This is a genomic window from Actinomyces bovis (genome assembly GCF_900444995.1).
GTDB classification, from domain to species: Bacteria; Actinomycetota; Actinomycetes; order Actinomycetales; family Actinomycetaceae; genus Actinomyces; species Actinomyces bovis.
On the sequence record NZ_UAPQ01000001.1, the window covers coordinates 192,503 to 214,643 of the forward strand.

Annotated in this window: 18 protein-coding genes and 3 pseudogenes; 12 read left to right on the top strand and 9 right to left on the bottom strand. The window is 64.7% G+C overall.

All coding sequences use genetic code 11. From position 1 onward, the window contains the following. The first annotated feature begins 31 nt into the window (after positions 1-31). The 8 genes and pseudogenes from DR039_RS00820 (at position 32) to DR039_RS00850 (ending at position 6,310) form a co-directional block, all read left to right on the top strand. Entirely contained in the window at positions 32-1,192 is a 1,161-nt protein-coding gene (locus tag DR039_RS00820; protein WP_111835513.1) for an ABC transporter ATP-binding protein, read from the top strand. After that, positions 1,192-2,070 (top strand): ABC transporter permease, encoded by an 879-nt coding sequence (locus DR039_RS00825; RefSeq protein WP_111835514.1) that lies wholly within the window; start codon positions 1,192-1,194, stop codon positions 2,068-2,070. Before DR039_RS00820 ends, DR039_RS00825 begins: the two co-directional genes overlap by 1 nt. Positions 2,071-2,075: 5 nt before the next feature. Beyond that, positions 2,076-2,822 carry an ABC transporter permease gene (locus DR039_RS00830; RefSeq protein ID WP_111835515.1) on the top strand — a complete coding sequence of 249 codons (747 nt, stop codon included), beginning with the start codon at positions 2,076-2,078 and terminating at the stop codon, positions 2,820-2,822. Between the two features lie 181 nt (positions 2,823-3,003). After that, a complete protein-coding gene (locus DR039_RS11715) occupies positions 3,004-3,507 on the top strand; it encodes an MFS transporter (protein WP_111835516.1) in 504 nt (167 codons plus the stop codon). Next, positions 3,462-4,283 (top strand): MFS transporter, encoded by an 822-nt coding sequence (locus tag DR039_RS00840; protein WP_170166838.1) that lies wholly within the window; start codon positions 3,462-3,464, stop codon positions 4,281-4,283. Before DR039_RS11715 ends, DR039_RS00840 begins: the two co-directional genes overlap by 46 nt. A gap of 152 nt (positions 4,284-4,435) precedes the next feature. Beyond that, positions 4,436-4,558 (top strand): hypothetical protein, encoded by a 123-nt coding sequence (locus tag DR039_RS11620; RefSeq protein WP_267489814.1) that lies wholly within the window; start codon positions 4,436-4,438, stop codon positions 4,556-4,558. Between the two features lie 109 nt (positions 4,559-4,667). Further along, positions 4,668-5,026: pseudogene (locus tag DR039_RS00845) on the top strand (IS1634 family transposase); the annotation flags it as partial. A gap of 53 nt (positions 5,027-5,079) precedes the next feature. Further along, positions 5,080-6,310: pseudogene (locus DR039_RS00850) on the top strand (IS3 family transposase). A gap of 70 nt (positions 6,311-6,380) precedes the next feature. Here the strand turns inward: DR039_RS00850 and DR039_RS00855 are convergent. The 3 genes and pseudogenes from DR039_RS00855 to DR039_RS00860 form a co-directional block, all read right to left on the bottom strand. Beyond that, positions 6,381-6,776: an integrase core domain-containing protein gene (locus DR039_RS00855; RefSeq protein WP_111835519.1), complete on the bottom strand. Its 396-nt coding sequence runs from the start codon at positions 6,774-6,776 to the stop codon at positions 6,381-6,383. Between the two features lie 240 nt (positions 6,777-7,016). Next, positions 7,017-7,265, bottom strand: coding sequence for an IS3 family transposase (locus DR039_RS11025; protein WP_126622268.1), 249 nt, complete (start codon positions 7,263-7,265; stop codon positions 7,017-7,019). After that, a pseudogene (locus DR039_RS00860) lies at positions 7,262-7,471 on the bottom strand (transposase); the annotation flags it as partial. The gene DR039_RS11025 and the pseudogene DR039_RS00860, both read right to left, overlap by 4 nt. A gap of 316 nt (positions 7,472-7,787) precedes the next feature. Between DR039_RS00860 and DR039_RS00870 the strand changes: the two are divergent. From DR039_RS00870 to DR039_RS00880, 3 genes are all read left to right on the top strand, one after another. After that, positions 7,788-8,450, top strand: coding sequence for a type II toxin-antitoxin system PemK/MazF family toxin (locus DR039_RS00870; RefSeq protein WP_111835522.1), 663 nt, complete (start codon positions 7,788-7,790; stop codon positions 8,448-8,450). A 241-nt stretch (positions 8,451-8,691) separates the two neighbouring features. After that, positions 8,692-8,952 carry a 30S ribosomal protein S20 gene (gene rpsT, locus DR039_RS00875; protein ID WP_111835523.1) on the top strand — a complete coding sequence of 87 codons (261 nt, stop codon included), beginning with the start codon at positions 8,692-8,694 and terminating at the stop codon, positions 8,950-8,952. A gap of 163 nt (positions 8,953-9,115) precedes the next feature. Further along, a complete protein-coding gene (locus DR039_RS00880; RefSeq protein ID WP_111835524.1) occupies positions 9,116-10,606 on the top strand; it encodes a DUF1846 domain-containing protein in 1,491 nt (496 codons plus the stop codon). A 16-nt stretch (positions 10,607-10,622) separates the two neighbouring features. Here the strand turns inward: DR039_RS00880 and DR039_RS00885 are convergent, their stop codons facing one another. From DR039_RS00885 to DR039_RS00905, 5 genes are all read right to left on the bottom strand, one after another. Continuing rightward, positions 10,623-12,008: a TrkH family potassium uptake protein gene (locus DR039_RS00885; RefSeq protein WP_126622270.1), complete on the bottom strand. Its 1,386-nt coding sequence runs from the start codon at positions 12,006-12,008 to the stop codon at positions 10,623-10,625. A gap of 33 nt (positions 12,009-12,041) precedes the next feature. Then, positions 12,042-13,070 carry a DNA polymerase III subunit delta gene (gene holA, locus DR039_RS00890; protein ID WP_111835526.1) on the bottom strand — a complete coding sequence of 343 codons (1,029 nt, stop codon included), beginning with the start codon at positions 13,068-13,070 and terminating at the stop codon, positions 12,042-12,044. Positions 13,071-13,126: 56 nt separating this feature from the next. Next, positions 13,127-14,827, bottom strand: a complete 1,701-nt coding sequence (locus DR039_RS00895) for a ComEC/Rec2 family competence protein (protein ID WP_111835527.1) — start codon at positions 14,825-14,827, stop codon at positions 13,127-13,129. Next, positions 14,824-15,627: a ComEA family DNA-binding protein gene (locus DR039_RS00900; RefSeq protein ID WP_111835528.1), complete on the bottom strand. Its 804-nt coding sequence runs from the start codon at positions 15,625-15,627 to the stop codon at positions 14,824-14,826. The genes DR039_RS00895 and DR039_RS00900 overlap by 4 nt, the downstream gene beginning before the upstream one ends. A 239-nt stretch (positions 15,628-15,866) precedes the next feature. Next, complete coding sequence (locus DR039_RS00905) at positions 15,867-16,676, bottom strand: DegV family protein (RefSeq protein ID WP_111835529.1); 810 nt, start codon at positions 16,674-16,676, stop codon at positions 15,867-15,869. Positions 16,677-16,802: 126 nt separating this feature from the next. Between DR039_RS00905 and DR039_RS00910 the strand changes: the two genes are divergently transcribed. After that, entirely contained in the window at positions 16,803-18,893 is a 2,091-nt protein-coding gene (locus DR039_RS00910) for a helicase HerA-like domain-containing protein (RefSeq protein ID WP_111835530.1), read from the top strand. Positions 18,894-19,042: 149 nt separating this feature from the next. On the opposite strand, the gene DR039_RS00915 is transcribed toward DR039_RS00910, so the two are convergent. Beyond that, complete coding sequence (locus DR039_RS00915) at positions 19,043-22,000, bottom strand: leucine--tRNA ligase (protein WP_111835531.1); 2,958 nt, start codon at positions 21,998-22,000, stop codon at positions 19,043-19,045. Positions 22,001-22,141 lie beyond the last annotated feature (141 nt).

Consider the following 22,141-nt stretch of genomic DNA (forward strand, 5'->3'; position numbering starts at 1 on the left):
TTGCCCGCCTGCGGACGGCAACCTGGGCCATATGAGCACACACATTGCCACCGCGCCGCTGCGCGCCCCCAGCACCCCGGCAGGAGACCGCCTGCCCGCCGTCGCCGAACCTGGTCACCCTGGTGCCCCGGTGCCCTCCACGGCGGGGACTGAGCTGGTGGTCTCCACCCAGGGCCTGACCAAGACCTTCGGCAAGGGGCAGGCTGCCCGCACGGTCGTGGACCGCCTGGACCTGGCCGTGCCGCGCGGCTGCGTGTACGGATTCCTGGGGCCCAACGGCTCGGGCAAGTCCACCACCATGAAGATGCTGCTGGGGCTGCTGACTCCCACTGCGGGCACCGCCACCTTGTTCGGCACCCGGCTGGAGCGGCGGAACCTGGGGCAGGTCATGGCGCGTACCGGCTCCATGATCGAGCAGCCTCCCGGCTACGGGCACCTCACCGGCGCGGAGAACATGCGGGTGGTGCAGCGGATGCTGGGCCTGTCTGAGGCGCAGGTGGCCCGGGCGCTGGCGCTGGTGCGGCTCACCGAGCACAAGGACCGGCTGGTGCGGGCCTACTCCCTGGGCATGAAGCAGCGGCTCGGCATCGCGATGGCCCTGGCGCGGGAGCCGGAGCTGCTGGTGCTGGACGAGCCGACCAACGGCCTGGACCCGGCCGGTATCGAGGAGGTGCGCAGCCTGCTGGTCCACCTGGCTAGAGAGGGGGTCACGGTCATGGTCTCCAGCCACCTGCTGGACGAGATCGACAAGATGGCCTCCGTGCTGGGTGTCCTCTCGGCGGGGCGCATGGTGTTCCAGGGCACGCGGGCTGAGCTGGTGCGCCGCAGCGTGCCGGACCTGCTGGTGGTCACCCCCACGCCGGAGGCGGTTGACGCGCGGCTGCTGGCTGGGCTCGGCCCGCGGGCTGCCGCTCCGGCGGCGACGACGGCGCAGGCCTCCGCAACCACGGCAGGGACGACGGCGTCGGCCAGCACCGGGGTGGCGGCAGCGCCTGCGGGTGCGGCTGTTGGCCCGGTGGGGGTGGTGCGCACGCCGCAGGGCGTCCGGGTCAGTGGCCTGGGCCCGCAGGAGGCCGCCGAGCTCAACCGGCGCCTGGTGGCCGCCGGGGTGGAGGTGCATGAGCTGCGTCGTGAGGCCCAGAGCCTGGAGGACGTGTTCATGGACCTCACCGGTGGGGCGGGGGTGCTGTGATGAGCGCGCAGACCAAGACCAAGGCGGTCCCGGTGGCGCCGTCCCCGCAAGTGAGGACCCCGAGAGCGCGGGACCCGCGGGCGGCAGCCCCGCTGGCGGCGTCGTTGGCGGCCTCCCCGCTGGCGGCAGTGCGCCTGGAGCTGGCCAAGATGCGGCGCCTGCGCACGCTGCCGGTGGCGGCGCTGCTCGCCGGGGCCACGGTGGCCCTGTCCTCCATGAACCTGTTCGCCGCCTCCGCCCGCCCCGGCTTCTCCGACCCCGCAGAGCACCTGTGGGAGGGGCTGCTGCTGGGCTACGGCATGATGGCGGCGATCACCGGGCCGGTGCTGGTGTCGGTGCTGGCCAGCCGTCAGACCGACATCGAGCACTCCGGCGCGGGCTGGACCCTGTTCGCGACCGCCGGGCACACCCCCGGGGCGCTGTGCCGGGCCAAGCTGGCCGCCCTGGCCCTGGTGGTGGTGCCCACGGTGGTGGCCCAGAGCGTGGGCCTGGTGCTGGTGGCCCGGCTGACGGGGGTGAGCGTGCCCTGGCAGGCAGGCCCCTGGGTGTCCTACACGGTGGGCCTGATCCTGGTGGACCTGGTGTTCTGCGCCTTCCACGTGTGGCTGGCGGCGGTGCGGGAGAACCAGCTGGTGGGTGTGGGCGTGGGGCTGCTGGGGGCCTTCGTCGCCGTCTACATGCTGCTGGCGCCCCAGTGGGTGGCCCGCCTGGTGCCCTGGGGCTACTACGCGATGGTGTGCTGCGCCCGCATATCGGGCACGGGCCGGACGGGGACCGAGTACGTGACCCCGCCGTGGGGCTGGGTGCTGGGCTTCCTGCTGCTGGCTGCCGTGCTGTTCGCTGCCGCTACCCGGCGGCTGGACCGGATCGAGAGGTGAGGACCATGAGCCTGTTACTTGCTGAGCTGTTGAAGCTGCGCCGCTCCTCGGTGTGGCTGGTGGTGGTGCTGCTGCCGGTGCTGGCGGTGGTGTCCGGCACGGTGAACTACCTGGCCAACCAGGAGACCTTGAGCGCTGGCTGGCAGTCCTACACCTCCCAGGTGCTGGTCTTCTACAGCCTGTTCTTCTGTGCCATGGGTGTATCCCTGCTGGCGGCCACCGTCTGGCGGCCGGAGCACCGGGGCACGAGCTGGAACGCGATGCGCACCACAGGGCACGCGCCCTGGCGGGTGACTGCGGCCAAGACCCTGGTAGCCAGCCTGCCGCTGGCGGCCATGCAGCTGGTGGTGCTGGCGTTGACCTGGGTGGTAGGGGCCGTGCTGAAGCTGGGGCCGGTGGTGCCTGCGTCCTTCGTGGCGGAGTGCCTGCTGGTGGTCCTGGCCGCGCAACCCTTGCTGGCCTTCCAGTCCCTGCTGAGCATGCGTATGCGCTCCTTCGCCGCGCCGGTGGCGGTGTGCTTCCTGGGTGTGGTGGTGGGCATGGGCCTGGTGGTCAGCGGTAGCCCGCTGGCCAAGCTGTGGCCCACCTCCCTGGTGACGGTCTGCCTGACCCTGGACTCCTCGGCGGTCAGCACCTCCGGGAACCTGGACGCGGCCGGGATCCTGCCGGTGCTGCTGGGGGCTCTGGGCTGTGGGGCCGCCTGCTGGGGGCTGCTGGGGGTGGTGGCGCAGCGCACCGGCGGGGCACGGTAGGGCACCCCGGAAGGCTAGAACGGCCGACCTGGACCGGTTGTTCCCCGTAGATAGGTATCCTGAGAGATATCCGTTATTTGTTGTGGCCGCCGGGCACCCCGACCCATACGATAACGGCGATTATGCTCCAGAGGTCTTGCATAAGGTGTTAGGCCGGACAGATTTCGAAGAATAGGGAACCATGCGACAGTTTCTCAAGATCTGGATTGGCGATTCGGTATCCGACCTGGGTACGGCCGCATACATCTTTTCGATACCAATTATCGCAGTCAGCGTCATGCACGTCAGCGACTATGAGCTCGGATGGGCTATGGCGTTTATGATGTCGGGTCCCGGACTCCTTGCCGCCAGTTTAGGGGCATTCGCCGATCGAGCACCGGCGTATTGGGCACTTCATGCGACCAATGCAACCAGGGCCGCCCTTATGGTTGTCCTCGTGTATCTAGCACTTACACACACGTTGTCTCTCTGGGCCCTCGTCATTTTGGCGTTCGCCGTATCGTGCCTGTCGGTGTTTTATGACTCGCTAATCACGGCAGTTGTTCCGCGAATGGTCAGAGACGACGAGCTTACCCGAGTCAATTCGTACATTGAGGCGGGTTCTACGGCAACTAGGGCGGCGGGCGAAGTAGTCGCCGGATGGATCTTGAGCGCCCTTGGGGGGGGGTGTGGGTGTTCGCACTGAATGGTGTGAGCTATCTGTTCAGTTCGGCTGCACTTCTACTATATAGGGACCGCAGCATATTTGAACTCCCTAAAGGAAGCGCATCTCTCGCAAATGGAAGTCCTATTGCAGAGGCGCCTGGTAGCCACATCGATGATGTGAGAAAGAACGTGAGGATCTGGAGGACCTACACCCCAATCGTCTCACTGACGGTCAGTGCTGCACTATTCAATTTCAGTCTCGCGATCACGACAACACTTCTCGTGCCTTTCGCGCTTCATGACGTCCGTATTGCCGTCTGGCAGGTGGGACTGCTATCGGTTCCCGGCGTGCTGCTGGGTGTCGCGAGCCCCGCCGTAGTCCCAAGGCTGGAGACGATGTTTGGAAGCTGGCTGACATGTTTTGGCGCGCAGTTGTTCTCCGTGCTAGGTGTCTGTATCGTCTGCCTGAGTGCGCTGACGCCGGGTACCCGAGGTGCGGTCATTCTTTCGGCCGGCTTGGCAGTTCTGGAGTTTTCTGCTGTGTGCTCACTCGTGGTAGGGCGGGCGTTTCGTCAGAGAGTTGTCCCCGCGCATAGGCAGGCCGGCGTCGCAGGTGTCGTTCGCTCCATTACCTGGGGCGTCGATCCGATAGGCGCGGTCTTCGCAGGGGCTGCCTCCTCGCACCTCCTTGGTAGGGTGCCAACTCTCGTCGCAGCGGGTGCGATCTCCGCGGCAGGCGCACTGGTTCTATTGCGGGCCAGGTCCGAGTGGCAGAAGTTCGACTGTCGTGATCTCGTTAGCGGGCTCGACGGCTGAGGAACCATTGTTGGCAGCTTCCAGTGTGGGGATCCCGTCAGGGTCCCTCCCAGTTTGAAAGCCCGATCTTGACCCGACCGTACGGGCCCAGTTTCGCTGTCCTCGCACCACCATCGCCTCCGCCTTTGGGGGCACACTCTAGGATCCCCGTCATGAGCCCCACGACTACGAAGCGCGTCCGACTCACCGCTGAGGCGCGGCGCGGGCAGATCATCGAGTCCGCCACCGACCCCGGAGCCGCAACAGTTTCAACGGCCTGGCCCTGCAGGACCTGACTCCTGATATTGTTTTGGTTGTGGTGCCCCGGCGGGGATTTTCCGTTGCGATGGCGTGGAGCGTCGGCGCCGTTGGCACACTAGCTGGCCTGGTGCGTACCCTCGTGCCATGAGCTCGTACCTGCGCAAGGTGCGCACGGCCTGCGGTGCCGTGGCTGTGCAGATAGAGGTCAAGGAAAGCAGGCGCGACAAGGTCCTGGCCCACCTGGTCTCGGCACACAACGACGCCGAGCTCGCCGCGCTGGTGGAGATCGGCCGTCAGCGCCTGCACCCCGGCCAGCAGACCCTCGACCTGTTCCCAGCACCCACCACAAGCAGCACCGGGGCCATCGTGACAGGCCAGCGCAGCACCCTGCTACTGGAGGTTCTTGAGCACGCCTGGTCGAGCCCACCAGCAAGGAGCAGGTCTCCCAGGTCCTGGCCGAGATTGGCGTGGAGGGCTTGAGCGTGCGCACCCTGTTGCGGTCCCCTTGAAGCGTCCCGGGTTTTGTTTCGGGGTGATACCTGAAAGGATGGTTCTTGTGCCGAAGCAATTTGATTTGGAGTTTAAGCAGCGCACTGTTCGTTTGGTGAATGATTGTTTGGCTGCTGATGAGACGATGTCGTTGACCAAAGCGATCCGTATGATCGCTGAGAAGTTTGGGATTGCGCCTGAGAGTATGAGGCGCTGGTATCACGACCCAGCGTTGAATCAGGATCATGCCGATGGTCCCCTAGGAGCTGAGGTGAAGCGTTTGAGACGGGAGAATGCTGAGTTACGCCGGGTTAATGAACTGCTCAAGACTGCTTCGGCTTTTTTCGCATCCGAACTCGGCCCCCGAGCCAAGAAATGATCGCGTTCATCGGCCAGTATAGCGATCGTTTTGGGTTGGAGTTCATCTGCTACACGTTGGCCCATCACCGCGAAGGTGGGTTCATGACTGCCCGTGGCTACCGCGCAGCCAAGAAGCTACTGCCCTCCCAGCGTTCGTTACGTGACTGTGAACTGCTCCCCATCATGATCGACATTCACCGGGACAACTACAGCGTGTATGGGGTGCGTAAGATGTGGCACGCCATGAAACGAGCAGGCCACGATATTGGCCGCGATCAGGTCGCCCGTCTCATGCACACTGCTGGCCTGCGTGGCGTGGTTCGAGGCAGGAAGCCCATCACCACCCGGCCTGCGAAAACACCCGATGTGCGTCCCGATTTGGTTCAACGCAACTTCCGCGCTCCAGGACCTAACCGGGGTTGTGGGTTGCTGATATTACCTATGTGCGCACCCAGTCTGGGTTCGTGTACACCGCATTTGTCACGGACGTGTACTCCAGGAAGATCGTTGGTTGGACAACCAAGACCCGCCTCACCACCGAAGCCCTTCCCTTGGAAGCTCTGAATCATGCGATTGCTATCACCAAAGGAGTCCTGAAGGATCTTGTGCATCACGGTGACCATGGCAGCCAGTACGTCTCCATTGCCTATCATGAGCGCTTGCGCGATGCAGGTATTGATGAATCCACTGGGAGCGTTGGAGATTCCTACGCCAACGCTCTGGCCGAGACAATCAATGGCCTGCACAAGAGTGAACTGATCTACTCCCAAACCTGGAAAGGATTAGCCGAAGTCGAATGGGCCACCCTATACTGGGTCCACTGGCGGAACACCACCCACCTCCACTCCGAACTGGGATACCGTACCCCGCAAGAAATCGAAGACCACTACTGGCACACCCACCGTGCCAACACGCCCAATTTACGAGTCACCACCTAGGAACAAAACCCAGGACGGTTCAGGCTCAGTGTAGTGCTGGGTGTTTTTCGGGCTGTGGTTGTTGTGTAGGTCAGGCTGCTTTCCGGTATTCCAGGAGCTCGTGCTCGACCTCGTTGGGTGTGCGGTATCCCAGTGCTGAGTGCAGCCGGGTGTGATTGTAGGGCAGTTCTACCCATGAGGTAGTATCGTTCATGGCTTTCTTGCGGGTGGGGTAGACCATCGGGTGCACTCTATCGTTCTTGAGCGTGACGTTGAAGGACTCCGCCCAGGCGTTGTCCCAGCACACTCCGGTACGACCCACCGAGGCCCGGATGCCATACCTGTTCAGGTGTGCCGAGAACTGCTGGGAGGTGTATTGAGAGCCCCTATCAGAGTGAAAGATCGTCTTGCCCTTGACGGTGGGGCAGTTACGCACGGCCATATCAATGGCCTCGCACACCAGGGAGGTGCGCACGTGATCGGACATGGATAGCCCACGACCTTCTTCGTGGCGCAGTCCAGGACAGTGTCCAGGTAGACGTATCCCACCCAGGTGCGGATATAGGTTATGTCTCCCACCCACTTGGCTCCCGGGGTCTTAGCGGTGAAGTCGCGCCCCACTAGGTCGGGCCTGACCCCCAGGTCTGCAGCTGGGGTGGTGGTACGGGCCTTTCGGCGCGGCTGCGCGGCTACCAGGCCGGCTCGGCGCATGAGAAGGCGCACAGTGTCACAGCCTACGTTCACGCCCCCGGCGTCCCAGGCGGGCGGTGATGCGCCGATAACCGTAGGTGCCGTCAGAGGCCTTGAACTCGGCCCTGACTAGATCCACCAGCTCTTTTCTCCTTATATCCCTGCGGGAGTGGGGGCGGTCTCTCCAGGAGTAGTAGCCCGATCGTGACGCCCTCGCCCAGCGGCACATCGAGGAGATGGGGTAGCTGCCTTCCTCGCGATTAATGAGCTCATAGTTCTTGCTCACTGCTGTTTTTTCGCGAAGAAGGCCGCCGCTTTTTTCAGGAACTCGTTCTCCTGCCACGGTTCGCGGTTCTGTGCTCGTAGTCTGGCTATCTCAGCAGATTCTGCGGCTGCTTGTCTTTCCTCGGCACTGCCGTGCTCCTTCTTATACTTCGCGACCCAGTTGCCCACCGTCTGGGGCACCAGGCCTAGGAGACGTCCACCGACGCGATCGACCGTTCTTTGTCGACCACCTCGCGCACCACCTACTCCTTAAACTCATCAGAGTACTTCACCCTTGACATAGCTCCATCCTATCGAATCAAAGGAAGACGAAAATCCTCCCCTGTCCGAGAAACACCACCCACCCCAAAGGACCGCAAAGCTCCCCCACAGCTCATCGAAGGAACCGCCACCACCAACTGGAAACAAGCCCTCGAACAGCTCTCACTGACCTACCCCGACCGCATCAACCCCCACCTGTAGAACCCGCTTACACAGACAACTTGACAAGCCCAGGCGGGGCGGATCCGGTTAGGCTCTGGGCATGTCTCTGTTTGACCGGATCCTGTCCTTCCTGGGGCGCAGCACCAAGGACGTCGCCACTGACCTGTTGCGTGACAAGCTGCGCGACCTCACCGGCCCGGGAGCTGGGACCAAGCCTTCCGGCTCCAGCTCCCGCAAAGAGTCTCCTGCCTCCTCTGCGCCCTCCTCCCGAGGCGGCTCCAGACGTGACGGCGCGGGCAGCGAGCCCCGAGCCAAGGCCCGCATCAGCCCGCAGGAGGGGGCTCATGCGGGAGTGACGGTCTACGACGTCGCGGCTCTCGGACTGCCTGCCTTTACCTATTCCCCAGCCCCTGACGGCGACGCGGACCCGGGCGAGGTCGTGTGGACCTGGGTGCCTTATGAGGAGGACCCCAGCCAGGGCAAGGACCGGCCGGTGCTGGTGTTGAGCCGTCACGAGGCCCAGCTCGTCGTCGCCCAGTTGACCAGTAAGGACCACGACCGTGACGCCGCCCAGGAGGCCTCTTGGGGGCGGTATTGGTTCGACGTCGGCTCTGGCCCCTGGGATTCGCGCGGGCGGCGCTCAGAGATGCGCCTGGACCGGCTGCTGCTGGTGGATCCTGGGGCTGTGCGCCGGGAGGGGGCCACCATGCCGCGCACCACCTTTGAGGCCGCGACCCGGGCGCTGCGCCAGCACTGGGCCTGAGCCTGGCGGCCCCGATCTGGGCCCCCACCCACCAGGACCGCGACCAAGCTCACGCCGTCATTCACCCCTCCCCTCCGACTGTGGCCGACCACGGTGCTAGAGTCACCTCTTGGACCTCTGGCCTGGCCGGCTGCGGGGTCCAGCGACCGGGCTCGCCAGGTGTCTCCACCACCTCTTGACCTGTGGCGCGAACCCTCTCTCCGGCCATTGACCAATCTCGAACAAGAAAGCTTCACCAACCGTGGCGAACATCAAGTCCCAGATCAAGCGCATCAAGACCAACGAGAAGGCCCGCCTGCGCAACCAGTCAGTCAAGTCCGAGCTCAAGACCTACGTCCGCCGAGTGCGCGAGGCCATTGCCGCGGGCGACAAGGAGCTCGCTTCTGAACACCTGAAGAAGGCCGCTCGCAAGCTCGACAAGGCCGCCTCCAAGGGCATCATCCACAAGAACCAGGCAGCCAACCGCAAGTCGAAGCTAGCCAAACAGGTCGAAGCACTCTGAGCAGACCTCAAATGCGAACCGACGGCGCCGCTTCCCCTCACCGGGACGCGGCGCCGTCGCTTTGTTTTGTGGCACCTGGGCCACCACAACGGCTTCTCCCCCTAAACCTATTCCCTTCCATTTGCCTCAGCTATTGAACCTCCACCTAGCGCCTAGGAGAACCATGCACCGCATCGGATTCGACACCCAAAAGTATCTAACCCTCCAGTCGGAGCACATCGCGGAGCGCCGCGCACAGTTCGGAGGCACGCTCTACCTAGAGTTCGGGGGCAAGCTAGTTGACGATATGCACGCCGCCCGCGTCCTGCCTGGCTTCGCACCAGACAATAAGATCACTGCCCTAGCCAAGTTGGCGGAGGACGTAGAGATTCTGGTAGCGGTCAACGCCAAGGACTTCGCACGCAATAAAGTGCGGGCGGACCTAGGCACCACCTACGAAGACGAGGTGCTCCGCCACATCGATGCCTTCGGCGAATATGGGCTGCAACTGGGTGCGGTGGTCATCACCCAGTGGAGCGACGACATCCCCCAGGCTAAGGAGTTCAAGCGCAAATTAGAGGCGCTTGGTATCCGTGTGTACCGGCACTTCACGATTCCCGGCTACCCCAATGATGTGGCCCGCATCGTCTCACTGGAGGGCTACGGCAAGAACGAGTATGTGGAGACCAGCCGCCCACTCGTCGTAGTGACGGCCCCAGGGCCAGGCTCCGGCAAAATGGCTACCTGCCTGTCGCAGATGTACCACGACCACCAGCGTGGCCGCGCATCCGGCTACGCCAAATGGGAGACCTTCCCGATCTGGAACCTGCCCCTGAACCACCCGGTAAACATCGCCTACGAAGCAGCCACTGCGGACCTAGACGACGTCAATATGATTGACCCTTTCCACCTGGCCGCACACGGCGTGCAGACCGTCAACTACAACCGCGATGTGGAAATCTTCCCCGTGCTCAAGCAGCTCTTTGAGCAGATTCTGGGCGAATGCCCCTACCAGTCCCCCACCGATATGGGCGTGAATATGGCGGGCTACTCCATTTGTGACGACGACGCCTGCCAGGAAGCCTCCAAGCAGGAGGTGATCCGCCGCTACTACAAGGCGCTGGTCACCGAGAAGAAGGAGATGGCTGAGCCCCTCCAGTCTGAGCGGATCGCCTTGCTGATGACCAAGCTGGGGATTCGCCCTGAGGACCGGCCCGTGGTAACCCCCACCTTGCAACTGGCCACGGCCACCGGGGCGCCTGCCGCTTCAATTGAGCTGCCGGACGGCACGATTGTGCAGGGCAAGACTTCTGCCTTGTTGGGCGCCTGTTCGGCGATGCTGCTCAACGCTTTGAAACACCTGGCCGGGATTGATCCCCAGGTGGATCTGCTGGCCAAATCATCCATTGAGCCAATCCAGACGCTGAAGACCACACACCTCGGCTCGCGTAACCCGCGCCTGCACACTGATGAGGTGCTGATCGCTCTGGCAGTGTCCGCGGCCACCGATGAGAATGCGGCCCGCACCCTGGAACAGATTGCCTCCCTGAGGAACTGTGATGTGCACACATCCACCATCCTGGGCAGTGTGGATGAAGGCATCTTCCGTTCTCTAGGGGTGCAGGTCACCAACGAGCCGGTTTACGCCACCAAATCCCTATACCGGAAGCGTTAAAACGCAGAGGCCTTGCCTAGCCGACCAGCGGGTCTTCTGGCGGATAGGCGAAGCGTCGTCTCCTGGTGCGAGTGGCCAAGGCCGCTGCCGCTGACACCGGTCCCACCCGGCCCAGGTACATGAGGATCATGAGCACGCCCCAAGACAGGTGACTGATATGCGGGGTGACGCCAGTAGACAGGCCTACGGTGCCGAAGGCGGAGAAGGCTTCAAAGGCTAAAGCGTCCGAGGTAAAGGGCTCACGGGAGGCCATTAACAGCACTGCTGTGAACACAATGACAGTTCCCAAGACGGCGACGGCGAGAGCACTGCGCACGCACTCCATGGAGACTCGTCTACCGCCCACCACAGTGGCGCCTTCTCCCCTGATCTCCGCGACCACGGTTAGTAGCAGCACGGCCACGGTGGTGACTTTGAGGCCACCTGCTGTACCGGCGGTGCCACCACCAATAATCATGAGGGCGTCGGTTAACAGCAGCGTGGAGCCAGTCGCCTCGCCGTAGTCAATGGAGTTGAATCCGGCGGTGCGTGGGAATACTGCCCCGCCGAGCGCGCCAAGCAGTTTTCCTGACAGAGGCTGGTTGCCGATGGTGTGCGGGTTGTTCCACTCAAAAGCAATAAAAGCTAGGAATCCCACCGCCAGCAGTATGGCGTAGGTCCACAGGGTCATGCGCAGGTGTACAGACAGTAGGCGGCCTTTGCGACGCCCCAGCCGCCGGTCAGCTAGTTCAGTCCATACAGGGAAGCCAATACCGCCCACCACAATCGCGACGCAGATCGGCACCATGATCCAAGGGTCCTGGTTGAAGCTGACCAGATTGTCTGGGTAAAGCGCAAAGCCGGCGTTGTTGAAGGCGGAGATTGAGTGGAATAGGCCGTGGTAGAGGGCCGAGGGCGTAGGCAGACCTCGCCACAGGAAGCGCACCGTGAGCAGGAAGGTGAGTAGTCCCTCACAGGCCAGGGAGAACCAGAGGATTCTGGCGGGCAGGCGGCGGATGTCCTTCAGGCTGGAGCGGGTCTCTTCCTGGGTGATCCGGGCTACCTTGGGGCTGACTCGGTTGGTCACGGAAAAAATGACCATAGAGGTCAGGGTCATGATGCCGAAGCCGCCCACCTGTATGAGCAAGAGGATTACAGCCTGTCCGAGGGTGCTCCAGTGGGAAGCGGTGTCTACTACGGCCAGACCTGTGATGCACAGGGCGGACATGGAGGTGAAGGCGGCCTGCCACCAGGTGGTGTCTTGGTTGTTGGCGCACCAGGGCATCCGCAGCAGTATGGTCCCAAGCACCCAGCCAACCAGGTAGGCACTGGGGACGATTCTGGCAGGGTGGGCCAGCAAGCTTCGCCCTGCAGCCGCCAAAGCGGAACCCACTATCTGCATGCGTGCGGGTGCCAAATTCACGGAGGCAACGCTAATACCTCGACAGCTCGTCGTTTAACGACGGCGGGAATTGACGGCGCGCCGCCGGGCAGAGCAGATGTCCAGCACCGCGCGTTCGACGGCGTACACCGGGTCCCGGCTGCCACCCTTTACGGCGACATCGGCCTTAGCTATCGCGACTATTGCGGAGGCCAGAGCATCGTCGTTCCAACCGGAGAGCTCTTTGCGGGCCCGGTCGACCTGCCAGGGAGCCATGCCTAGGTTGCGACCGGGGGTCCCGGCGCGCCCGGAGAGGGTGGCCACGCGGGCAAGCTGGCGGATTTTCATGGCCAGGGCAGAGACCACTAGCACGGGGTCAGTGCCGGTGGCGACGGCGTGGCGCAGTGAGGTTATGGCCAGAGATACGTTTCCGGCGGCAGCGGCGTCAGCCACAGAGAAACCGGTGGCTTCAATGCGCCCGGCATAGTAGGTGCGTACCTGGGCCGCGGTGATCTGGCCTGCGGTATCGGCTATGAGCTGGTCGGTGGCGGCGCAGAGTTCTCGCAGGTCGTTGCCCAGGGCGTCCACCAGGGCGCCTACAGCCGCTGGCTCAATGCTGCGTCCGGCACGGCGCACGTCAGCGGTGACCAGGGCAGCTTTGTCTTTGGGCGACTTGATGGGCTCGCAGGTAACCACCGGGTATGGGGAGGCAGTGAGAGCCTCCAGGAGTTTCTTGCCGCGCTGCCCGCCGTTATGGCGCAGGATGACATGCACTTCCGGGTCCGCGCGGGGCAGGTAGCTGAGCAGGTCCGCCAAGAGGGCATCGTTCATCTGCTCCAGAGCGGGGATGTGCACTAGGCGCGGCTCACCAAACAGCGACGGCGAGACCAGCGCGTCAAGCTGGTGGGGCTCGTAGGCGGCCGCATCCACGCGCGTGACCTCTGTGGCGGGGTCGGCCTGGCGGGCTTGAGCGAGCAGGCGGCTTACGGCGCGATCCGCAAGCAGGCCTTCTCCGCCCCGGATCAGAACGATAGGGGCGAGCTGCACCTGGTCCCAGCTGGGTCCAGCCGGGGTGGAGCGGGCGGGGCGGGTGCGTGCAGCCATGCCCCAAGCCTGCCACGAGGCACTGACACCCTCCGCTCTCCACCACCTGCAGCGCATCAACCCTCCCACAACCGGGCCTGGCGACGCCGTCGGCGAGCCCGACGCCAAGCCCACCAGCGGCGTGCGGCCAACACCCCCGCCGCCTCAAATCCCAACAGCAATAAAGCCCCGGGAAGTCCGGCAGGCCAAGGCAGGCTGGCACCAGGCAGAGCCGCCGTCCAACGAGCCACCGCCACAATCCACGCGCAACCCGCCAGAGCAGGCAAGGCCAATAGCCCAGCCAAGGAGGGCAATACTGGCGCCAGCAGGGAAGCCACCAGCCCACTGACGGTAGCCACAGCCACCGGTGGCGCCGCCAGCACATTGGCAAGCACAGCCCAGGGACTCCAGGTGGGTCGCAGCAGCACCAACAGTGGAGCACAGGCCAGCTGAGCTACCAGTGGGATAGCCAGGGCTAGCGCCAGCCACGGCGGCAGCAGTCGACTCAGCCAGGCTTCTAAAGGCCGCGCTCCCAACAGGATCGCCGCGGTCGCCACCACAGACAGGGCAAAGCCGTAATCTCGCGCCTGCCAAGGGTCCAGGAGTAGCAGCACCAGCACCCCTGTAAACAGGGCTGGCAGAGCCACAGAACGGCGTCCCAACGCCACGCCCAGCAGGAGCACCGTGCCCATAGTGGCGGCGCGCAATACTGAGCCTCCGGGTCGTACTAGCACCACCAGCACGGCTAGAACCAAAAGGCCCACCAGTGCCCGTATCCGCCGTGGCAGCACCCCCAGGGCGGGGAGCACTAGCCCCAGGACGATTGCCACATGCTGCCCAGATACGGCGGTTAAGTGGGTCAGGGAGACCGTGCGTAAGTCCTCACGTAAAGTAACAGGCAGGGCAGAGTCGTCACCAAGTGCCAGACCGAGCACTAGTTCTCGGCTGCCCTCCGGTGGCGCCGGACCTGGCGGGCGCAGGTCCTCTAGGACGCGACGTATTTGGGCGCGCAGGCCTTCTACCGCGCCTGTGAGTCCGCTTGGCGGTGCGAGGGCGCGCGCCTGGGCGCCGGTGATGAAGACGGCGGCACGCTCTCCCGGCTGGGTCGGTTTGAGGGTGGTGCGCAGGCGGATTTGTTCTCCCATGCGCAGCCGTGCCCAGGAGCCCCGAGCAATGACGCGGGCGGTCAAGCAACTGGGGCGGCCGTCCACGGATTGGAGCTGTAGCTCGGTGAACACGCTGCCGTGCCCGCCGATAACCGGCCGTGGCGCTTGGGTAAGCGTGGCGACCACGGTTACAGGCTGCCCGGCTGCGGCTGCCTGCGTGAGTGGATCAGCTTGACGCGCGGCTAGCTGTGCACTGGTGACGAGCAGCGTGGCGACCACCGCCACCGCGGTAAGCAGCAGACTGGCGGAGACGGAGCCCATGGAGGCAGTGGGTAGCTTCTCAGTGCCGGGGCGGGGGTCGTGGCGGTGACGCGGTGGCCGGAAGCGAGCTGTCAGTTGCAACAGGATTAGGGCAGTCAGACTGGCAGCTAGGCAAGCCAGCGCAAGTTTGATCCAGGCGCCAGGACCGGTGGCGGTCACCGCCACCCAGGCGGTGCCCCAGGCCGCGAGCGCGGGTGGAGCCAGGCGCAGGTCTAGTGCGGCGGGAGCGTCACTGCTTGAGGCCAGCGCTTGTTGTTTTTGGGGTTTGGGCGGCGCTGGGTTAGCAGTATCCGCGGTGCTGGTTGCGGCGTTGGTGGGCGCGGCGGTAGGCAGGTGGTCGCTGGCAGTCACACGGTTGCCTCCTGGCGTAGTCCTTCCAATACGGCGGGGCCGATGCCGGGAACGTCGGTGAGGTCGTCGACGGCGGCGAAGGGGCCGTGCTCTTTGCGGTAGGCGACGATGCGTTTAGCCAGGGTGGGGCCTATACCTGGCAGGGCCTCTAGGGCGGTGGCGTCAGCGGTGTTGACATTTACCCGCCTCCCAGAGCCCGCGCCGCCGTCGCCATTGCTGCTTGTGCCCCCGCTGGAGCCACCGTCACCTGTGCCATTACCCGCAGCGCCTGGTGGTGGTGACTCCCCCGGCTTGGGAACTCGCACCTGTTCGCCGTCGGTCAGCACTCGGGCGAGGTTTAGGGCTTGTGTGTCTGCCTCGGTGGTGGCGCCGCCAGCGGCCTCGACGGCGTCGGCTACGCGCGCACCAGTGGGCAGGCGGATGACGCCGGGGCTAGAGACGGCGCCGGTGACGTGTACGGTCACCTCTCCGGCCTTGGGCCCACTGGGAGCGGGTAGTGTCGGGTTGGCGGGTTCAGCAGCACTTTTCGTTGCGCTGGGGCCGCTAGCTCCGGTTTTCAGGGTGCTGGTGGCGCCTGGTGGGCTTAGTGTCAGTGGCGACGGCGTCGGTGAGCGCAACACAGCCGCTACCGCCAGCACGATTGCCAAAGTGATGAGGGCGCAGCCTGCAGCCATGGCAGCTCTGGGCGCCAGAGCAAGGCGGCGGGGGTGGTGAACTGTGGGCAGTGGTTCAGTGGTGTAGGCGCGGCGAACCAGTTCCTCGAGTCTGCGCTCGCGGCCTTTGACCCGTCTGCCTGTCATATAGGCAAGCTAAGTGCCGCCGACTCTTTGAAAGCAGGCTACGGGCTCGTAAGTCAATGCCACCGGCATAAGGCACCCCTGTGGAGCGCTGGGACTCAGACAGGGCGCTCTCCCAGCGCTCCCCCGTCGGAGAGGCACCCCCTGGAGCGCAGGGACGCAGAGCCTCAGAGGCGCGCGGAAACAACGCCGCTCCCGCCCCCCTATCCAAAAATGCCGGGCCAAAGCCCCTCAGTCCTACCTCAGCACTTGCCTACTACCGGCGCCACTACGATCCCTAGCGTGCCTGCACCCACGTGCACCGCAGTGGCGGCATCCACTGAGGCGCACCAGGACGTGGCGACCTCTGCGCCTCCCTCAGCTAGCGCCGCCTCAAACTCCGCTAACAGCGCGACGGCATCTGCCTCTGCGTCTGAGTGATGCACGGCCACCCGCACGGGCACGGCCGGGGGATGTGGCCTACCGTCTGGCACTCCTGCAGCGCGCAAGGCGCGGGCCAGCAGGTGGCGTCTGGCGCGGGCAGCGCCCCGCACCGACTCAACGGCACGGATGCCTTCGCCTGTGACCTGCAGGATGGGGCGAACCCCCAGGGTGCAACCCATCCGTGCGGTTCCTCGGTCTAGGCGTCCGCCTTGGCTTAGGCGCCCCAGGTCGCCAGCTAGCAGCAACACCGTGGAGCGGGCGGCGCTCTCCCGGGCCAGCGCGCGTGCTTGCCGGGCACTGGTGGCAGCTGTGGCCGCCAAGGCAGCAAAGCCAAGTCCAGCCCCGGAGCTGCCGGAGTCCAGCACCAGCAGGCGGTTGGCGTCTTCACCTAGAGCTGCGGCAGCTAGGCGGGCATTGTCTACGGTGCCAGACAGGGCTGAGGCAAGGTGCACCGCCAGCACTTCGTCGGCATGCTGCAGCGCTTCCTGGTAGGCCTCCTGCAGTGCGGCGACGGCGGGGCGTGAACTGGTGCCGTCATGCACCGGGACCTGCACAACCGTAATACCAGCTTCTTGTGCCAGTGCAGGTGGCAGACAGGCAGTGGAGTCAGTGACGACGGCGAGGGTCATAGCTTCCAGCGTAGTGGGCGTCCATGACGCGAAGTGCCGCGCAATCTGAAGGCGAAGAGACGGAACTAAGCCCGACGCTTCCACCGCTTAGATCACAATCTGAGCTTGCTCCTTTACGATGTGGCCATGACTGACGCCAATAACGCCACCGAAATCGCCCGCCTCAAAGCCGAGGCTGCTCAGGCTGCAGCAGAAGCGGCTGCCGCCAAGGCTGCTGCCGCGCAGGCCGCGCTCGATGCGGCTTTGGCTGCATGTGGTGGCGCCCCCGCTGAAGATCAGGTTGCAGCCCCAGCTGCGGAAGCCGCTGTCAAGGAAGTAGCCGCGCAGCCCACGGACCCCAAGGAGCAGGCAGCTGCGGTGCCTGTAGCGGAGGCGGAGGCGGCCACTGAGCCGGCCCCAACTGCGGCCGCCTCTACTCAGGCCCCACCGGCTGAACCAGCCCAGGCTGAAGCTCCCGCTGCAAAGGCTGAGGCCCCTGCCGCTCCAGCCCCGACGTCTGCCAGTGGCTACGCGGAGACGGTCCGCGCTGGCTACGACTTTGGTGACGCCATGCTGCCGGTGGGCACCTACCTGGAGATGACGCAGGCGCCCGCTCCAGGCCAGGACCCGGCGCCTGTGGCCGGTCTACAGGTGGGTATTCCGCTGGGTCTGCTAAACCGGCACGCGCTGGTGGCTGGCGCTACAGGAACCGGTAAGACCCGTACCCTGCAGTTGTTGGCTGAGGGGCTGTCCAGCGTTGGCGTGCCCGTGTTCCTCTCAGATATCAAGGGTGACCTCACCGGTTTGGCCGAGCCCGGTCAGTCTTCCGAGAAGCTAACTGCCCGCACCGCCACCACCGGTCAGGACTGGAAGGGCCAGGGCTTCCCGGTGGAGTTGTTCACCCTTGGTGGCTCAGACAGTCCCACTGGCCAGGGGGCACAGGGCACGCCCATTCGCACCACTGTGACTGAGTTCGGCCCGATTCTGCTGGGCCGCGTCCTGAATCTGAACGACACGCAGTCCTCGGCGCTGCAGCTGGTGTTCCACTGGGCTGATCAGCAAGGTCTGGCGCTGATTGACCTTAAGGACCTGCGTTCCGTCGTCGACTACTTGACTAACACGGAACAGGGCAAGGAGGAGTTGCGCGTAATCGGTGGCGTCTCCGCAGCCACCGCTGGCGTTATTCTGCGTGAGGTGGCCGCCCTGGAGGCTGCTGGCGGCACCGCTTTCTTTGGTGAGCCTGCCTTGAACGTCAAGGATTTGCTGCGTGTCGCCTCGGATGGCCGCGGCTTTATCAGCTCCTTGGAGCTCCAAGACATTCAGTCCCAGGGCGTCATCTTCTCTACTTTCCTCATGTGGCTGCTGGGTGAGCTCTTTGAGGTTTTGCCGGAGGTCGGTGACCCCGATAAGCCCACCATGGTGTTCTTCTTTGACGAGGCCCACCTATTGTTCAACGGCGCCACTGCGGCCTTCCTGGAGGCGGTTACTCGTACGGTGCGCTTGATCCGTTCTAAGGGCGTGGGCATTGTCTTCATCACCCAGTCCCCCACGGATGTTCCCGACGCCGTCCTGGCGCAGCTGGGCTCGCGCATCCAGCACGCATTGCGCGCACACACTCCAGCCGACGCCGCCAACTTGAAGAAGGCAGTGTCGACCTTCCCGACCTCTCCCCTAGACCTGACCAAGGTGCTCACCAGCCTGGGCACTGGCCAGGCTGTGGTCTCCGTATTGGACAAGAAGGGCCGCCCGGCGCCGGTGACCGCCGTCGTCGTCAATGCTCCGGCTGCGGTGATGGGTCCCGCCCAGCCCGCCACGATTTCCCAACTGCTGCACTCTTCGCCTTTGCGAGACAAGTACTCCACCGCGGTGGACAACGAGTCTGCTTTTGAACTCCTAGCCAAGCGCCTGGTTGACGAGCAGGCGGCACAGCAGGCCGCTAAGGAAGCTGAAGCCCAGGCTGCTGCCGAGGCTAAGGCCGCTGCCGAAGCTGAGAAGGCTGCCAAGAAGGAGGCTGAGCGCCAGGCTGCTGCCCTGGAGAAGGAAGCTGAGCGGCAGCGTCGTGAGCAGGAGAAGGAGGCGGCGCGACTGCAGCGTGAGGCCGAGCGCCAGGCTGAGCGTGATCGGCGGGAAGCTGAGCGGGCTGCTGAGCGCCGTCACCGCGAGATTGAGAAGACGATCGGCTCTGTTGGTCGTCAGATCACTCGCTCAATCTTGGGGAATATCCTGCGCGGCCGGTGACAGTCGCCTAATCCGGTCAGCCAGCGTCCCTGGTTCACCGGCTGCAGGCACTAAAGGCGCCTGATTGGACACTTGGAGGCCCGCCGGTTTGGCGGGCCTCCAACAGTTCCAGTGGCAAGTCCGCCCCAGGTCACTCTGGGACGCCTGGGTCACTCTGGGACGATCGACACCAAATTAGGGGCGCGCACAATCACTTTGCGCACACCACGCCCGTCCAGGGCCCGCAGGACCCCGGGGGCGGTCAGCGCCAGCTGCTCCAGCGCGGCCGGATCAATGGCCGGGTCCACCTCCAGACGGTCGCGGACTTTGCCCTTGACCTGCACTACGCAGGTGACTTTCTCGGCCGCCAGCAAAGACTCGTCCGTCACCACGGGGAAGGGCTCGCGAGCCAGGGAGCCCGGGTGTCCCAGCTTGGACCAGATCTCCTCGGTGATATGCGGTGCCACCGGCGAGGCCATAAGCACCAACGCCTCCACGGCCTCACGCGGCACCCGGTCCAGGCCGGTGAGGTGGTTGTTGAGCACAATGAGCTTGGCGATGGCGGTGTTTAGCCGCAGGCCCTCATAGTCCTCGCGCACGCCCACAATGGTGCGGGCGATCAGGCGGCGAGTTTCGTCGTCGGCAGGATCGTCAACCACGGTGAGTTCACCGGTGGCTTCGTCCACCACATTGCGCCAGAGGCGCTGCAGGAAGCGCTGGGAGCCGGCCACGGCGCGCGTGTCCCAGGGGCGGTCTTGGTCCAGCGGCCCCATGCTCATCTCGTAGACGCGGAAGGTGTCTGCGCCGTAGGCCTCGTACATATCGTCTGGGGTGACGATGTTTTTCAGGCTCTTGCCCATTTTGCCGTACTCGCGCTTGACGTTTTGGCCTTGCCAGGTGAATGTGGGCTCGCCGTCGGGGCCGGTTTCTTCCACTACCTCGTCTGCGGGCACGTACTGGCCGCGGCTGTCTTTGAAAGCGTAGGCCTGCACGTAGCCCTGGTTGAAGAGGCGGTGGTAGGGCTCGGAGGAGGAGACAAAACCGCGGTCAAAGAGCACTTTGTGCCAGAAGCGGGAGTACAGCAGGTGCAGCACCGCATGCTCCACGCCGCCGACGTACAGGTCCGTGCCACCGGAGACGTTGCCAGCCTCGGGGCGTGGGCCCATCCAGTAGGACTCGTTGGCGGGGTCAATGAGTTGTTTGTCGTCTGTGGGGTCCACGTAGCGCATCTCGTACCAGCAAGAGCCCGCCCATTGGGGCATGGTGTTGGTTTCGCGGCGATACTGCTTGGGACCGTCGCCCAGGTCCAGTTCCACATTGACCCATTCCTCGGCCTTGCCCAGTGGCGGCTCGGGTGAGGAGTCGGCGTCGTCTGGGTCGTAGGAGCGTGGCGAGTAGTCGGTGACCTCTGGCAGCTCGACGGGCAGCATGGACTCAGGCAGGGCGTGGACGCGCCCCTCCTCGTCCCAGACCACGGGGAAGGGCTCGCCCCAGTAGCGTTGGCGGCTGAAGAGCCAGTCGCGCAGGCGGTAGGTGACGGCGCCACGGCCGGTGCCTTTGGACTCAAGCCAGGCGGTCATAGCGGCCTTGGCCTCGTCCTTGCTTAGGCCGTCAAGGCTGATTTCATCGTTGGCAGAGTCCACGGCTACGCCGTCGCCGGTGAAAGCTCCGGCGGTCAGGTCAATGCTGCGGGGATCGCTGGCGGGGCCGATGGTTTGAATAATGTCCAGGTCGTATTTGGTGGCGAAGGCCCAGTCGCGGTCGTCGTGGGCGGGCACTGCCATGATGGCGCCGGTGCCATAGCCCATGAGGACGTAGTCAGCCACGAAGATTGGCACGCGTTTGCCGTTGACGGGGTTGATGCCGAACAGGCCGGTGAAGACGCCGGTTTTGGTGCGGCCTTCGTCGGTGCGCTCAGCTTCGGTGGCGGCGGCGGCATAGGCTCGGTAGGCGGCGACGGCGTCGGCGGGCGTGGCGTGGCCGTCCTTCCAGGCTTCGCGCGTGCCTTCAGGCCAGGTGGCGGGAACCGTGAGGGCGGCGGGATCCGTGGTCTCAAGGGAGCCGAGGAGGGGGTGTTCGGGGGCCACAACCATGAAGGTGGCGCCGAAAAGTGTGTCTGGCCGGGTGGTGTAGACGGTCAGGTCAGTGACGCTGCTGCCAGCTGCTTCTGCGCCGTCGACGGGGAAGGTGACTTCGGCGCCCTCGGAGCGGCCAATCCAGTTGCGCTGCATGGAACGGACCTTCTCGGGCCAGTCCACGGTGTCTAGGTCTTCGGCTAGTCGGTCACCGTAGGCGGTGATACGCATCATCCATTGACGCAGGTTGCGTTTGAACACGGGGTAGTTGCCGCGCTCGGAGCGGCCTTCGCTGGTGACTTCCTCGTTGGCGAGCACGGTTCCTAGGCCGGGGCACCAGTTGACGGGGGCGTTGGAGACGTAGGCCAGGCGGAAGGAGTCGACGACGTCGGCACGCTCGCCAGCGCTTAGCTCAGCCCAGCTGCGGCCAGCGGGGACAGCCATCTCACCGGAAGCAAGTTTGGCTTCTAGTTCGCTAATGGGGCGGGCGGCGCCGAGGCCGCGGCCATCGCGGCGCTTGGCGGTGGGGTCGAACCAGGAGTTGAAGACCTGCAGGAAGATCCATTGGGTCCAGCGCACGTAGTCCACGTCGATGGTTTGGATGGAGCGGCGCGGGTCGTGGGAGAGGCCGAGGCGGCGCAGTTGGCGGCGCATATTGGCGATATTGGCCTCGGTGGAGACGCGCGGGTGCTGGCCGGTTTGGACGGCGTACTGCTCGGCGGGCAGGCCGAAGGCGTCGTAGCCCATGGTGTACAGGACGTTCTTGCCGGTCATGCGAGTGAAGCGGGCGACGACGTCGGTGGCGATGTACCCCAGGGGGTGACCTACGTGCAGGCCTTTGCCGGAGGGGTAGGGGAACATGTCCAGGAGGAAGAACTTTTCCTTGGTGGCCTCGGGGCCTGCGAGCGCGCCGACGGGGTTGTCGGAGTTGAAGGTGCCTTCGGCTTCCCAGCGGTCTTGCCAGGCGGTCTCGATGGAGTCCGCGAGGGCCGCTGTGTAGCGGTAGGGGGTGGGGTTCTCGGCGCTGGGGGTGGCCTTTGCGTCCTGCGTCATCCGAGGTGCTCTCTTCCGTGCTCGTGGCTTGAGATGCCGGGGCGTCGGAGCGCGACCGCCTGGGGTTTGGCGGGCGCGCTGCGTGGCGCCAGTTCCTGGCCCAGCCTAGTGCGGGTGACTGTCTGGACTGGGGTGCGTCCG